The sequence below is a fragment of the Paenibacillus sp. AR247 genome (genome assembly GCF_002968895.1).
GTDB lineage: Bacteria > Bacillota > Bacilli > Paenibacillales > Paenibacillaceae > Paenibacillus_AQ > Paenibacillus_AQ favisporus.
In genome coordinates, this window is sequence record NZ_PCZT01000012.1 from 266,261 (window position 1) to 281,333 (window position 15,073).

General features: G+C 51.9%; 15 protein-coding genes and 1 pseudogene. All 16 read left to right on the top strand.

The genetic code is table 11. The annotated features are described in order from the left end of the window. A pseudogene (gene murB / locus CPT76_RS22580) lies at nt 1-576 on the top strand (UDP-N-acetylmuramate dehydrogenase); the annotation flags it as partial. A gap of 16 nt (nt 577-592) precedes the next feature. Continuing rightward, a complete protein-coding gene (gene murA, locus CPT76_RS22585) occupies nt 593-1,876 on the top strand; it encodes a UDP-N-acetylglucosamine 1-carboxyvinyltransferase (protein WP_105444532.1) in 1,284 nt (427 codons plus the stop codon). A gap of 61 nt (nt 1,877-1,937) precedes the next feature. Then, a complete protein-coding gene (locus CPT76_RS22590; protein ID WP_105444533.1) occupies nt 1,938-2,705 on the top strand; it encodes a cell division protein FtsQ/DivIB in 768 nt (255 codons plus the stop codon). A 195-nt stretch (nt 2,706-2,900) separates the two neighbouring features. Continuing rightward, the gene (gene ftsA, locus CPT76_RS22595) at nt 2,901-4,181 is read left to right on the top strand and encodes a cell division protein FtsA (protein WP_076169857.1); all 1,281 of its coding nucleotides are present in this window, start codon (nt 2,901-2,903) and stop codon (nt 4,179-4,181) included. A 61-nt stretch (nt 4,182-4,242) separates the two neighbouring features. Beyond that, a complete protein-coding gene (gene ftsZ / locus CPT76_RS22600; protein WP_105444534.1) occupies nt 4,243-5,370 on the top strand; it encodes a cell division protein FtsZ in 1,128 nt (375 codons plus the stop codon). Between the two features lie 478 nt (nt 5,371-5,848). Beyond that, nucleotides 5,849-6,814, top strand: coding sequence for a sigma-E processing peptidase SpoIIGA (spoIIGA, locus tag CPT76_RS22605; protein WP_105444535.1), 966 nt, complete (start codon nt 5,849-5,851; stop codon nt 6,812-6,814). Between the two features lie 176 nt (nt 6,815-6,990). Then, on the top strand, nt 6,991-7,713 hold the full coding sequence (gene sigE, locus CPT76_RS22610) for an RNA polymerase sporulation sigma factor SigE (RefSeq protein WP_076169860.1): 723 nt from the start codon (nt 6,991-6,993) through the stop codon (nt 7,711-7,713). Between the two features lie 77 nt (nt 7,714-7,790). Further along, nucleotides 7,791-8,573, top strand: coding sequence for an RNA polymerase sporulation sigma factor SigG (gene sigG / locus CPT76_RS22615; protein ID WP_076169861.1), 783 nt, complete (start codon nt 7,791-7,793; stop codon nt 8,571-8,573). Nucleotides 8,574-8,869: 296 nt separating this feature from the next. After that, entirely contained in the window at nt 8,870-9,187 is a 318-nt protein-coding gene (locus CPT76_RS22620; RefSeq protein ID WP_105444717.1) for a YlmC/YmxH family sporulation protein, read from the top strand. Between the two features lie 85 nt (nt 9,188-9,272). Next, nucleotides 9,273-10,139 (top strand): peptidoglycan editing factor PgeF, encoded by an 867-nt coding sequence (pgeF, locus tag CPT76_RS22625; RefSeq protein WP_374954726.1) that lies wholly within the window; start codon nt 9,273-9,275, stop codon nt 10,137-10,139. Beyond that, complete coding sequence (locus CPT76_RS22630; RefSeq protein ID WP_089548182.1) at nt 10,136-10,828, top strand: YggS family pyridoxal phosphate-dependent enzyme; 693 nt, start codon at nt 10,136-10,138, stop codon at nt 10,826-10,828. Before pgeF ends, CPT76_RS22630 begins: the two co-directional genes overlap by 4 nt. Next, nucleotides 10,828-11,274, top strand: coding sequence for a cell division protein SepF (locus tag CPT76_RS22635; protein WP_105444536.1), 447 nt, complete (start codon nt 10,828-10,830; stop codon nt 11,272-11,274). Before CPT76_RS22630 ends, CPT76_RS22635 begins: the two co-directional genes overlap by 1 nt. A 7-nt stretch (nt 11,275-11,281) precedes the next feature. Next, complete coding sequence (locus CPT76_RS22640) at nt 11,282-11,554, top strand: YggT family protein (protein WP_076169864.1); 273 nt, start codon at nt 11,282-11,284, stop codon at nt 11,552-11,554. Nucleotides 11,555-11,563: 9 nt separating this feature from the next. After that, nucleotides 11,564-12,346: a YlmH family RNA-binding protein gene (locus tag CPT76_RS22645; RefSeq protein WP_105444537.1), complete on the top strand. Its 783-nt coding sequence runs from the start codon at nt 11,564-11,566 to the stop codon at nt 12,344-12,346. A gap of 148 nt (nt 12,347-12,494) precedes the next feature. Beyond that, a complete protein-coding gene (locus CPT76_RS22650; RefSeq protein WP_076169866.1) occupies nt 12,495-12,986 on the top strand; it encodes a DivIVA domain-containing protein in 492 nt (163 codons plus the stop codon). 879 nt (nt 12,987-13,865) lie between these two features. Beyond that, nucleotides 13,866-15,073: class I tRNA ligase family protein (locus CPT76_RS22660; protein WP_146116403.1), on the top strand; the 1,208-nt coding region annotated here is incomplete at its 3' end.

Here is a 15,073-nt window from a genome sequence, read left to right on the forward strand (position 1 = left end):
GGCCGGAAAAGAAGGTTTAACAGGCCTCGAGTTTGCGGGAGGGATACCCGGAAGCGCAGGCGGTGCCGTGTATATGAACGCCGGAGCCCACCGGGTCGTGATGTGTCACGCATATTCAAGTCCGCTGAGATTGTACTGGATACAGGAGAATTGGTGACTTACACTGCAGAAGAGATGGCCTTTGCCTATCGTCACTCCATCCTTCATGAGCGCAAAGGGATCGTGGCAAGAGCCGTGTTTGAGCTGCGGCCTGGAGACCGCAAGCAAATTGCGGAAGCGATGGCCCGCTTCAAAGAATACCGGCGCTGCACCCAACCGCTGCAGATGGCCTGCGCGGGGAGCGTGTTTCGCAATCCTCCAGGCGATCATGCCGCCAGGCTGGTGGAGCATGCCGGTTTGAAGGGCAAACGGATCGGAGGGGCAGAAGTGTCCCTGCAGCACGCCAATTTCATTGTAAACACCGGTCAAGCGACAGCAGAGGACGTGCTCACATTAATGCATCACATTCAGGAGACGATTCAAACTGAATACGGCATTGAACTGATGCCGGAAGTGTATGCGGTTGGTGAGCGGTAAACTCGGAGGTGATACATTGGACAAATTGGTGATTGAGGGTGGCAAAGCCCTATCAGGAACCATACGTATCCATGGAGCAAAAAATGCCGCATTGCCGATTTTGGCAGCAAGCTTGCTGGCCGCAGGCGAAGTTCGGCTGAATAATGTCCCCCGGCTGCTGGACATTGATGTGATGCTGGGCATTCTCGAAAGGATCGGCTGCAAGACGCTGCATGAGCAGGAGACGGTCACCGTGGATACATCGTCCGCCAATTCGTTTCATGTGCCGGAAGACTTAATGGGGCAAATGCGTTCCTCCATATTTCTGATGGGTCCCCTTCTGGCCAGGTTCGGCGAGGTTGCCGTTTATCAGCCGGGCGGATGTGCGATTGGCGAACGGAAAATCGACCTTCATCTGCGGGGGCTTCAGGAGCTTGGTGCGGAAATCGAGGAGAGAGATCAGCAAATTATTTGCAGGGCGCGCAAATTAACCGGTGCCGACATCCATTTGGATTTTCCCAGCGTAGGGGCTACCGAAAACATTATGATGGCGGCGGCCACCGCCAGCGGAACGACGACGATTTCGAACGCCGCGCGCGAACCGGAAATCCAGGACTTGGCCAACTTCTTGAACAGGATGGGAGCCAGCATTATCGGCGCGGGTACCGATACGATCACGATCCAAGGGGTTCAGGAGCTGACCCCGTGCACTTATGAAATTATTCCTGACCGGATCGTAGCCGGAACCGTCATGATTGCCGCGGCGGCGACGCGGGGGAACGTCACTTTGACGAACTGCAATCCCGCGCACTTGTCTTCGCTTATCCACGTACTGAAGCGCGCTGGTGTTCAAATCAGTATTCTCAATGATATAATGAGCGTAAGCTGCATGAGCCGCCCCAAAGCGGTGGAACGGATCGTAACATCACCGTATCCGTCGTTTCCCACCGACTTGCAGTCCCAGGTCATGGTGCTGCTGTCGTTAGCCGACGGTTTCAGCGTCATGAAGGAGACAGTATTTGAAGGCCGGTTCAAGCATGTCGACGAGCTGACCCGTATGGGCGCGGATATTACAATCGACCTGAACAGCGCTTTTATCCGCGGGGTGCAGCGCCTATACGGAGCCACGGTTGAAGCCACGGACTTGCGGGCCGGCGCGGCGCTGGTCATTGCCGGTCTGGCTGCACAGGGCAAAACGGTTGTGGAGCAGGTTCATCATATCGACCGTGGTTATGATCATATCGAAATGCTGTTCCAAAAACTCGGAGCGGATATACATCGGTTTACGCCTGTACCCAAGCCGCTTGATTTAGCTAATTAACGCCACGCTTATCCCCTTCGCCAGTTGAAGGGGATAAGAGGCATTTTATGGAGAGTATCCTATGCCTAACGCCCAAATTCCTGTTTTAAAAGAAGACAAGCCTAAAAGAAAAGCCAGCAAACGTATTATTTGGATCCTGCTGCTGCTATTTATCGTGATCCTATCCGTTCTGTTCTTTCGTTCGACGATGAGCCAGGTCACGGAGGTTCATTTCAAAGGCAATACATTTACGACTAAGAACGAGCTACTGAAGGCCAGCGGTCTGCAGGTTGGCAGCCAGTTCTTCGGCGTATCTCCGTCCAAGGTGGAAAACAGCCTGCTTAAGGTGAAATCGATCCAAAAGGCGACGGTGGACAAGCAGTTTCCAGGCGTCATTAACGTTACGATCGAGGAGTATCCTACCGTTGCATACGAGCTTGCCGCGGAGGGGGATCTGCAGGCGATCCTTTCCAGCGGTGCGACGGTGTCGGTGAACAACACCGGAATCGCGGTGGAGAAGCCGATCCTGACGAAGTGGAATGCCTCCGATCCGAACAAAGCCGCGCTCTGCAAGGTGCTGGGGCAAATTCCGAATGAACTGACCTCCGACATCTCGGAGATCATCCCGTCGCCGACGGAGTCCTTCCCGGACCGGATCAAGCTGTACACCCGCTCACGGTTTGAGGTCATTACGGCCATCTCGCTATTAAAAGACAAGGTCGAATATCTTAACCAAGTCATAGAGACGGAAGAGCCGGGTATCATCACAATGCTGGAGGCTGATTCATACGTTCCTTTCGAGCCTTCCGGCGCGGAAAACGGCGACCAAAATGCCACTACTCATGAATAGTAAAAAATGCTACAATTAAAATTACGGACAAGTATGAAATCTCCCTCTTTTTTCTTCTGATTTTGAAGAGATTCGTAACAAAGATTGGCAATTGAAAAATTTGTAGAAAAAAGAGGGAAAGAATCATGTATGTTGAATATGTAAAGTTGAGTGTCTTTTTACGCAGTTATTTTATAAAAACAGGAGGTGCCACGGTTGAGCAACAATGACATCATTGTTAGTTTGGACATCGGTACATCCAAAGTTCGTGCTATTATTGGGGAAGTTAATAATGGAACCTTTAATATTATTGGAGTTGGATCTGCCGACTCGGAAGGAATTCGTAAGGGTGCAATCGTAGATATTGACCAGACTGTACAATCCATCCGCAGTGCCGTTGACCACGCGGAGCGTATGGTCGGTATTCAAATATCGGAGGTCTATGTCGGCATTTCGGGGAATACTATCGGACTTCAATCAAGCCACGGTGTTGTGGCGGTATCGAATGAGGATCGGGAAATCGGCGAGGAAGACATCGAACGCGTGCTTAAGGCCGCTGAAGTTGTCGCTCTACCGCCGGACCGGGAAATTATTGATGTAGTTGCCAAACAATATGTTGTAGACGGGCTGGAGGGAATTCATGACCCTCGCGGCATGATCGGTGTCCGCTTGGAAGTGGAGGCCATCATTATTACCGGCGCTAAGACAGCCATACATAATCTTTTGCGCTGTGTGGAGAAGGCAGGACTCAAGATCAAGGATTTGGTCCTGATGTCTTTGGGAGCGGGCCAGCTGGCTTTGTCCAAGGATGAGAAGACGATGGGATCCGTTCTGGTTGACATCGGTGCGGGCTCAACGACGATTGCCGTGTTTGAAGCGGGAACGATCGCAGCGACATCCTCTTTGCCGATCGGCGGGGAATTCGTAACCAACGATATCGCTTACGGGTTGCGGACGCTGACCGACCAGGCCGAGAAAGTGAAACTGAAATACGGCTGTGCGTTAATGGCCGATGCCGCTCCGGACGTCACCTTCAAGGTGGTCCGCATCGGAAGCAACGTGGAGAAGGAGTTTACCCAAGAGGATTTGGCGGCTATCGTCGAGCCCCGGGTACAGGAAATTTTCCACCTGATCCGCGAAGAAGTGAAGCGGCTTGGTTACAGCGAGCTGCCTGGAGGTTATATTCTTACAGGCGGAACTGTTTCCATGCCTGGTGTGCTTCAGGTGGCACAGGGCGAGCTGGCGGCTTCGGTCCGAATCGCCGTGCCTGATTATATCGGGGTCAGAGATCCCGGCTATACGAGCGGTGTAGGGGTACTGCACAACGTGATCCGCAACATACGCGTGCGCAGCACCAACAACACGGCGAGTGCCAATACCAGCAATGTGAAGAAAACAGTGAACCGACCGAAAGCGAATCCTGCTACCAACTCGGAGTCAGCCCAGAATCCGGGTATTATCGAACGGTTGAAGAAAATGTTCAGCGAATTCATCTAAGCAGGTTTTCCATATAACGTGGACGGGCCATCCATGCACAATGAGGGGGAGATGGGGAAATATGTTGGAATTTGATTTTGAAATGGAGAGCTTGGCTCAAATTAAAGTGATCGGTGTGGGCGGCGGCGGCAGCAACGCTGTAAACCGGATGATCGAGAATGGCGTGCAAGGCGTAGAATTCATTACGGTGAACACAGACGCCCAAGCATTGCATATGGCCAAATCGGAACACAAACTGCAAATCGGGGACAAACTGACCCGCGGATTGGGCGCAGGTGCAAATCCGGAGGTCGGCAAGAAAGCAGCCGAAGAATCCCGCGATTTGATTATGAATACGCTGAAGGGTGCAGACATGGTCTTCGTTACTGCGGGGATGGGCGGAGGTACCGGAACGGGTGCCGCTCCTGTCATCGCGGAAATCGCCAAGGAATGCGGCGCACTGACGGTCGGTGTGGTCACACGGCCGTTTACATTTGAAGGACGCAAGCGTTCCACCCAGGCTGTGCTCGGTATCGAAGCCTTAAAGGAAAAAGTCGATACACTTATCGTTATTCCGAATGATCGGCTATTAGAAATCGTTGATAAAAAAACACCGATGATGGAGGCATTCCGCGAGGCGGACAACGTGCTGCGTCAAGCGGTACAGGGCATTTCGGACTTGATCAAGGTGCCCGGCCTGATCAACCTTGACTTCGCCGACGTCAAAACGATCATGACCGAACGCGGTTCGGCTTTGATGGGGATCGGCATAGCGACAGGCGAAAACCGTGCAGCCGAAGCTGCACGTAAAGCGATTATGAGCCCGCTGCTCGAAACTTCGATCGAAGGCGCACTCGGTGTCATCATGAACATTACGGGAGGCGCGAATTTGTCGCTGTATGAAGTCAATGAAGCGGCGGAAATCGTTACTTCGGCATCGGATCCGGAGGTCAATATGATCTTCGGCGCAATTATTGAAGAGAGCATGAAGGATGAAATCAAAGTAACGGTCATCGCGACTGGATTTGAAAACCGTCCTGTGCAGCAGCCTCAGGTGCGCAAGCAGGGAGCACCAGCGCCGTCGGAACCTGCGGAATCGCGCAGCAACAACACGAACAATCTGCGTCCGTTCGGGAACCAGACAAGCAGTGATCAATTGGACATTCCAACGTTCCTGCGGAATCGTTCCCGTCAGAACAATAACGACTAAGGATGTCATTCCATCCGTCAAACACCCGCATTTCTTCGGAAATGCGGGTGTTGTTTTGTAAAAACGGGAATCCGTTTGAAACGAAGCGGCATTGTACGAAAAAACTTTTGTGTCAGCGCGCTCGGTCGTTTCTGTCATCCGTGCGAATATTTGAAGGCGTTCCTCTTTGCAGAGTTCATCATATGTCATTAAAGCCGGATGTAATACTTATAACAATTTGATGATAGATATGGGAGTGTCGAATCCCATGCCAACAGCGGCTTACGCTTCTTTTTCCCCGAAACTTCCTCTATAAAAGAACGGAACTCGACAAAAAAAGTTCAGGAGTCCCTTCCAATTTTAGACAGACTTTGAACCGTATTGTTTTTATACTAATCACATCTCCCAAAATTGCTTAAGAGAATATCGGCGGTACCGTGTATGCGTTATGGATCCAATCATTCCATAAACATGAAAGGCGTCAGGCAGGTGATAAGCACTGGTTGTGTATATTGATTTGATATTCATCACGAATCTGCTGATCGACGGTGCACTGCTCTGGCTTACAGCCTGGATGCGGAAGCTGAAGCCCCCGTGGTGGAGATTGATTGTGGCGGCTGTGGTGGGTGCCCTGTATGTCGTCATGATGTTTGTGCCGCAGCTCTCGTTTATGTATACCTTTTTGGTCAAGCTGGGTTTATCCCTGCTGATGTTATGGATAACCTTCGGTTTTGGAAGTCTTCAAAACTATATCCGGAATATGGGGGCTTTTTATATTATCAATTTTGCAGTAGCCGGGGGGATAATCGGGATACATTATTTGCTGCAAAATTCGGGAGAAATTTTTAACGGGATTTGGTTCACGGCTTCCGGCGGCATGTCGTTTGAGCTGAAGATCGGGTTCTGGTTTACCTTCATCGGGGTGTTTGGCATGCTGCTGTGGTTCAAAATGGTTCACTCGACCCGGAAGCAGCTGGAAAGCCGTTCCGTATTTATGGGCGAGGTCGCCGTCGAGATCGGCGGTCACCGGGTGACCTGCAGAGGGCTGCTGGATACGGGCAATCAGCTGAGCGATCCGCTGACGAGAACGCCGGTGATGGTCATGGAAGCTTCGCTGTGGGCGGACCGTCTGCCTTCGGGATGGTGCGAAAGGCTGGCCGATGGAGAGCCGGACAAACTGGTGATGGAGCTGGAACATATGGATTTTGCGTGGCAGGACCGGCTTCGTCTCGTTCCCTATCGGGGGGTGAACCGCAGCGCCTCGTTCATGCTGGCCATCAAGCCGGACGCCGTTGAGGTTCGGATCGGCGACGGCGTCCATCGTTCCAGCAAGGTGCTGATCGGCCTGGACGGCGGGCAGCTGTCGGGCGACCGATCGTATCAGGCCATTATCCATCCGAAGCTGGTTGAGGATGATGCCCAGAGTCCAGCAGCCGAGCCATTGGAAACGGCGGGTAACCTTTGATCGCAGGGGAAGGTCGAAGACCGTTTTCCTGCGGAAGACTAATACTTATGCTTACGATGAGAGTTTTCCTGCGGAAAACTAATGCTTATGCTTACGAAGATCGTTTTCCTACGGAAAACTAATGCTTATGCTTACGATGAGAGTTTTCCTGCGGAAAACTTATAGGAGGATCAATTATGCGTGTGAAATGGAGATTGGTGGCGCAGCTGCAGTACTACAGATTCCTGTTTCTCTTAGGACTCAAAAGCGAAGAAATCTATTACATAGGCGGCAGCGAGGCTCTCCCTCCTCCCCTGACACGCGAAGAGGAAGAATATTTGCTCCAGCGGCTGTCCACCGGGGATGCGGCCATCCGGGCGATGCTGATCGAACGCAACCTGCGGCTCGTCGTGTACATCGCGCGCAAGTTCGAGAATACGGGCATCAACATCGAGGACCTGGTGTCCATCGGAGCGATCGGTCTGATTAAGGCGGTCAACACGTTTGACCCGGAGAAAAAAATCAAGCTGGCCACGTATGCCTCCCGCTGCATCGAAAACGAAATTTTGATGTATCTGCGGCGGAACAGCAAAATCCGGAGCGAGGTATCCTTCGATGAGCCGCTCAATATCGATTGGGACGGAAACGAGCTGCTGCTTTCCGATGTGCTCGGAACCGAAAATGATACGATTTACCGGAACATTGAGGAGCAGGTTGACCGCAAGCTTTTGCACAAGGCGCTCGACAAGCTGACCGACCGGGAGCGAACCATTATGGAGCTGCGTTTCGGCCTTCAAGACGGGGAGGAAAAGACGCAAAAGGACGTGGCGGATATGCTCGGCATTTCTCAATCCTACATTTCCCGACTTGAAAAACGCATCATCAAGCGGCTACGCAAGGAGTTCAACAAAATGGTCTAGGCAAAATTTTTATCAGGAATAAAATGACCCTCCAGGGAGATAATGTACATTAGTTTCTCCTTGGGAGGTATATCATCATGACCCGAAACAAAGTCGAGATCTGCGGTGTGGATACTTCGAAGCTGCCCGTCCTGACCAATGTGGAAATGCGGGAGCTGTTCCATGACTTACAGCAAAACAACGAACGTACAGCCAGAGAAAAGCTGGTGAACGGCAACCTGAGACTGGTGCTCAGCGTCATCCAGCGATTCAACAATCGGGGGGAGTTTGTCGACGATTTGTTTCAGGTGGGCTGTATCGGACTAATGAAAGCCATTGATAATTTTGATTTGTCTCAAAATGTGAAATTCTCAACCTATGCGGTGCCGATGATCATCGGGGAAATTCGCAGGTATTTGCGGGACAACAACCCGATCCGGGTATCCCGATCACTGCGGGATATTGCGTACAAAGCGCTGCAGGTTCGTGATTCCTTAACGAATCAAAACTCAAGGGAACCGACGATTTTCGAAATTTCGGAAGTGCTGAACGTCCCCAAAGAGGACGTCGTCTTCGCACTTGATGCCATCCAGGACCCTGTGTCACTGTTCGAACCGATCTACCATGACGGCGGCGACCCGATCTACGTGATGGACCAGATCAGCGACGACAAAAACAAGGACGTCTCCTGGATCGAGGAGATCGCGCTGCGTGAAGCGATGCAGAGACTGGGACAGCGGGAGAAAATGATTTTGTCCATGCGCTTCTTCGAAGGCAAAACCCAGATGGAGGTCGCGGACGAAATCGGCATTTCCCAAGCCCAAGTATCACGTCTTGAAAAATCGGCCATCCAGCAAATGCAAAAGCACGTGAAATCGTGAATAGATGAAGTAAAGCAAGGCGGTCCGCGCTACGGGCCGTCTATTTTTATGGATGAGATGCTGACTGCTGCTCGGCTTCTGCCATGGGTCGTCAACTTAAAGTTTCGAGAAACCGTACACAAAGCCCCTTCAAACCAACGCGGAGAGGCTGAGTATTGCGGAGGATTTCGCTTCAAAACATGGGCATTTTGCCCGGCGCCGGCATATATTAATCATATATATTGAACGAGTCTGATGAATAGACTGCTAAAGGAGAGGAACATGTGAATCCAGAACGTTGGGCGGTGGACAGAAACATGAAAATATCCGATTTTCAAACGAAGGATGTCATCAACATCGTGGACGGCAAAAGGCTAGGACAGATCAGCGATCTGGAGCTCGACCTTCGCCAGGGGCGGATCGAAGCGATCGTCGTCCCAAGCTACAGCAAGTTCAGGGGGCTGTTCGGAGGCGGGAGCGACCTGATCATTCCTTGGAGCAATATCGTCAAAATCGGATCGGATGTCGTCCTCGTCAAGATGGAGGAGCTGCGGACGCTCCAGGACGAGAAGGACGCCGCCTCTTACAGAGAGAGAGCGGAGCAGGCGGACCGCCGCGGCTACCGGGATGTGTAAGGAAAGGTCAGCCTTGTCAAACCAACCATTTTGGTTTTATGCAAGCCGTGTCCATGTGGTACACTGGAGGTTGAGGTGATTGAAATTGGAACCGTTCAAGTTAAAAGAGGGCGATTCGCGCCCTTCGTTATTTATGCTGGAGCCGTGGGTTCGTGAATGGAACGGCATCAGCGCCGGATTTACCGGACGGCATGGCGGCGCGGGAAGTGCGCCTTACGATACGCTTAACACCGCCTTTCATGTGGGAGACCAGCCGGAGACGGTGGTAGCTAACCGCTTGAAGGTTGCGGAAGAGCTGGGCTTTACGCTGGATGACTGGACGTGCGGGGAACAGGTTCACCGGGCGGACATCGCGGTGGTGACGAACGAAGGCCGAGGACGCGGCAGCCGGAACAGAGAATCGGGATTTCAGGATACAGACGGGCTTCTGACGAACGTGCCCGGGGTGCTGCTGACGTCGTTTTATGCGGACTGCGTACCGCTATATTTTTACGATCCCGTTCACCAGGCTGTCGGACTGGCCCATGCCGGCTGGAAAGGGACTGTGGCCCGGATCGCCGCGGCTATGGTGGAGAAGATGGGGCAGGCTTATGGCAGCCAGCCTGAGGAGATACGCGCCGCAATCGGTCCGTCCATCGGCTCCTGCTGTTACGAGGTAGATGACAAAGTGATGAGTCATGTGCACGATTTGGCAAGTCATTTCCTGGGTAATGAACAGTACTCCCCTGCCGATTTTTACATTGCCAAACCCGGCGGCAAAAGCATGCTGAACTTGAAAGAATTAAATCGACAGATTATGATGAAAGCAGGAATATTGCCGACTCATATCGAATGTACATCATGGTGTACGAGCTGTCGCAACGATTTGTTCTTTTCCTACAGAAAAGACGGTGGAACGACAGGGCGTATGGCGAGTTGGATCGGGCTTAGAGAAGGGGTGAATCTTCCTTGACATTGGAAGAACGGATAAGAGAAGTCAACGCGCGCATCGAGGAAGCCTGCCTTCGCAGCGGAAGATCCAGGGAAGACGTCAATGTGATCGCCGTAACCAAGTACGTGTCGACATCCATGACAGAAAGAGTGCTGGACAGCGGTTTGACGCATATCGGCGAAAATCGTTGGCAGAACGCCGAGGAGAAATGGAATGCGCTTGGTTCCCGCGGGACCTGGCATTTTATTGGACATCTGCAGACCAACAAAGTCAAAGACGTGGCAGGCAAATTCGAATATATACATTCGCTGGACCGGCTTTCATTAGCCAAAGAGCTGGAGAAGGTGGCGTCAGCCCGGAATCTGGAAATTAAAACCTTTGTTCAGGTTAACATTTCTGGAGAAGATACCAAATACGGTTTGGAGCCGGAGCAGGCCGTCCCTTTTTTGAAAGAACTTCATCAATTTCCTCATATCAAGGTCGCCGGCTTGATGACCATGGCCCCCTTTGAAGGAGAGGCGGAGGATACCCGGCCCGTTTTTCGCGGGCTGCGGGAGCTAAGAGACGACATAAACCGGCAGGCAATTACGCGAGAGCCATTAATCGATCTTTCCATGGGAATGTCCAACGATTTCGAAGTGGCCATTGAAGAGGGAGCCACCTGGATCCGTTTGGGCTCGATTCTAGTAGGTAAACAGGAAGGGGAATGATGAGCGTGATGAACAAGTTTATGTCTTTTTTGGGATTACAAGAGCAGGAGGAAGTCGTAGAACGGGAGCAGCTGCCGGTGGAGGAAGAAGAAGTTGAAACCCCGAGCATTGAGTCACGTAGAAATACTAGAACCAACAATGTGGTCAGCATTCACTCCCAGAAAAATGTAAAGGTCATTTTGCATGAGCCGCATTCGTATGACGAAGCACAGGCCATTGCCGACCATCTGCGCGCGCACCGCACGGTGGTTGTCAATCTGCAGCGGGTCCGTTCGGATCAGGCGCTCCGCATTATCGATTTTCTCAGTGGGACGGTTTATGCCCTGAACGGCGGTATTTCCAAGATCGGCCATAACATCTTTTTGTGCACACCGGATACGGTCGAGATTCAGGGTGCCATTTCGGAATTATTATCCGAGGAACATGATTACAACAGAATGAGGTGAGCCAAGTTTGGCCCAAAACATTGATACGATTTTAACACTGCTCTTTAACATCTACTTCTACATGATCATCATCTATGTTCTCATGTCATGGCTTCCGAACATTCGCGAGAGCTTTATCGGTGAGCTGCTCGGCAAGCTCGTGGAGCCATACCTGTCCCCTTTCCGCAAAATTATCCCGCCAATCTTCGGCATGCTGGATATTTCCCCGATCGTCGCTCTGTTCGTGCTCCAGTTCGCTATGCAGGGATTGCGGTTCATTATTTTTTCACTGTTGTTTTAGGTGACTGAGATGAAATTAGACATCTATGATCACTTTCACCCGGATGAACGCGAGTTTGTGGATCGGGCATGGGAATGGGTCGTTCACGCCGGGGAATATCACGAAGTCAAGCTTACCGATTTTTTGGACCCGCGGCAGGCTTTTATTTTGCAGTCGCTGGTGAACCGACACCCAGACGTTCAGGTGCGCCTGGACGGCGGATATGAGGGAGCGGAGCGCTGCCGGGCGCTGGTGGCTCCCGATTACCGGGATTTAAGCCAAGAGGACATGGGAATGAAGGTACTTAGCATCTACTCCGGGGATCAGAAATTTTTGTCGCTGGAGCATGGCGATTACATGGGCTCCATTCTGGGACTCGGCGTAAAACGAAGCAAAATCGGGGATATCCATGTCCTTGAGGATGGATGCCACACCGTGGTTTGCGAAGAGATCAGTACGTTTCTCGACATGAACTTAACACAGGTGCACCGGATTCACGTGCTGCGCGAAATTTTGCCGATCGAACAACTGCGGACAAGCCAGGTCAATCTGGAGCTGCAGGATATTACGGTCGCTTCTTTGCGTTTAGATGGAATTGCTTCTGATGCCTACCGCATCAGCCGGACCAAAGTGGTCGTTCCCATCCGTGCCGGCCGCTGCCGCGTCAATTGGAAAGTCGTCGAGGATCCTTCCTATCTGCTTAAAGAAGGGGACCTCGTCTCGATGCAGGGGTTCGGGCGGTTTAAAGTGATCGAGGCGGGCGGCATGACGAAAAAAGGACGCCAGCGCGTAAAAATAGGGAAATTTGTGTAGACCTACAGCAGGAATTGTCTTTTTGCTGTCGAAATGAATTATTCAAGAATATTAACGATATCGTAACTTTTGACCGATACATTTGGGTGAGGCCCATCAGGACCGCTCGTCGACAGGGAAACCTGAACATTTTAGGAGGTGCGCATCAATGCCATTAACACCACTGGATATACATAACAAGGAGTTTGCCCGCCGAATCCGGGGTTATGACGAAGATGAAGTGAACGAGTTTCTCGACCAAGTCATTAAGGATTATGAGAGCGTGATCCGCGAGAACAAGGAACTTCAGGGTCAGCTGGCCTCATTGCAGGAAAGACTTGACCATTTCGTGAACATCGAGGAGACGCTGTCCAAGACCATCATCGTTGCGCAGGAAGCTGCGGATGAGGTGAAGAACAACGCGAAGAAGGAAGCGCAGCTCATCATCAAGGAATCGGAGAAGAATGCTGACCGCATCATTAACGAATCCTTGTCGAAGGCCCGCAAGATCGCGATGGAAGTCGAAGAGCTGAAGAAGCAGGCCTCGATTTACCGTACCCGTTTCCGGACGCTGGTGGAAGCCCAGCTCGAGCTGCTCAGCCAGGATGGATGGGAAGCGCTGGAAACCCGGGAGACGCGCGAAGCGAACGAAGTATACTAGGCTTCTGCTTGGTTGACTTTTGCGGGAAAAAGGAATATAAATATATTCATATCGGTTTTTTTGTTAGTGATTGGGTTAGACTTGAAACGAAATATGAATTCGATGACGGGATAAGTAAGCTTGGGATTTGTTCCCCAGAGAGTTGGCATATGCTGAAAGCCAATGTTCAGACCGAAGCCGAAGATCCTCCCTGAGAAGTGAAGCTGAAACGCAGGTTTGCGTGCGTAAGCCGAACCGGGCCGCCGAACGTTATATCGGCTCCATGCCGGAAGCTTGGCATGGACTGAGGAGTCATTCTTTGATCAATGTGCTTGACCTTGCGGTTCAAGGACGATTGTTGAAAGAATGGAATTAGGGTGGTCACGCGAGCAGAAGCCTCGTCCCTTAGGGGATGAGGCTTATTTGTTTTGTTTCGGATCCCCCTAAATCCCCCTTATCCTAAGGGGGACCCCAGAGGGTTCTACCCTCTGGACACCCGAAAGTCTCCGAGGATGGAACTAGTTTGGAGTTTTGATGCTACGGTAGGCTTGGTGCCCGGTTCTTCTCCGGCTGCCCCCCTTTGGGGGACCGCCTTCGGAACCTCTCATGAGAGGTGGGTCTTACGCGGCTCCGCACCGCTCGACCTGCGGCACATGCGCAGGCTGTGTGCCGGGCATGTGAGGCGTACTGGGTGTGTGTTAGGCCGAAGCTTCTTAATTTAGTAACAAGGTAACTCCAACGTCGAGCGTGCCCATCTTCACTTTGCTGGGCAAAGGAAGATGGGCGGCAAGCGGGGATACGCTCAAGCACTCTTACGAAGAGGGATTTAGGGAGATGGAAAGGCTTTTGATTTAGGGAGATGGGAAGTTTTTCAAAGAATGAAAGTGAGGTATGGTGACCATGCATAAGGTCGATGTCAAAGAAAAAGCGCGCACGAGAGATCAGCGCATCCTGAAAAAATGGAATGAAGAAGGCACCTTCAAAAAATCCATCGAAAACCGTTCGGGCAAGCCGAACTTCGTGTTTTTCGAAGGGCCGCCGACAGCCAACGGGGCTCCGCATATCGGGCACGTGCTGGGACGCGTGATCAAGGATTTTGTGCCGCGTTACAAAACGATGAAGGGCTACCGCGTCGTGCGTAAAGCAGGCTGGGACACCCACGGTCTGCCGGTGGAGCTCGGCGTAGAGAAGCAGCTCGGCATCTCCGGCAAGCAGGATATCGAGAAATACGGCGTGGAAGAGTTTGTGAAGAAATGTAAGGACAGCGTGTTTGAGTATGAGAAGCAGTGGAGAGAGCTGACAGAAGCGATCGGGTACTGGACGGATCTGGACCATCCGTACATCACGTTGGAGAACAATTACATCGAGAGCGTATGGAACATCCTGTCCACGATTCACGGCAAAGGGCTGCTGTACCGCGGACATCGCGTCAGCCCGTACTGCCCTTGCTGCCAGACGACGCTCAGCTCCCACGAAGTGGCGCAGGGCTACGAAGACGTCAAGGATTTGAGCGCTACGGCCAAATTCAAGCTGCATGACAGCGGCGATTATGTGCTGGCCTGGACGACCACGCCTTGGACGCTGCCGTCCCACGTGGCGCTGGCCATGAACCCGGATATGGAATATGCCCGCGTCCAGCAGGAAGACGGCGTCTACATCGTCGCCAAAAACCTGGTTGAACACGTGATGAAAGGCGACTATACGGTTTTGTCCACACACAAAGGTTCCGAATTTGTCGGCCAGAGCTACACGCCGCCGTTTACTTATTTCAAGCCAGAAAAAGGCAACATCATCGTCGGCGCATCCTTTGTTACGGATTCGAGTGGCACGGGGATCGTGCATATGGCGCCGGCCCACGGGGAAGACGACTACAAAACCTGCCGGGAAAACGGCATCAGCTTTGTGAGCGTAGTGAACGCCCAAGGACGCTATACCGATGAGGTTACCGACTTCGCCGGACGCTTCGTAAAAGATTGCGATCTGGACATCGTGAAGATGATGTCGGAAAAAGAAACTTTGTACAGCAAGGAAAAATATGAGCACAGCTATCCGTTCTGCTGGCGCTGTAAGTCTCCGCTTCTCTATTATGCGATGGAGAGCTGGTTTAT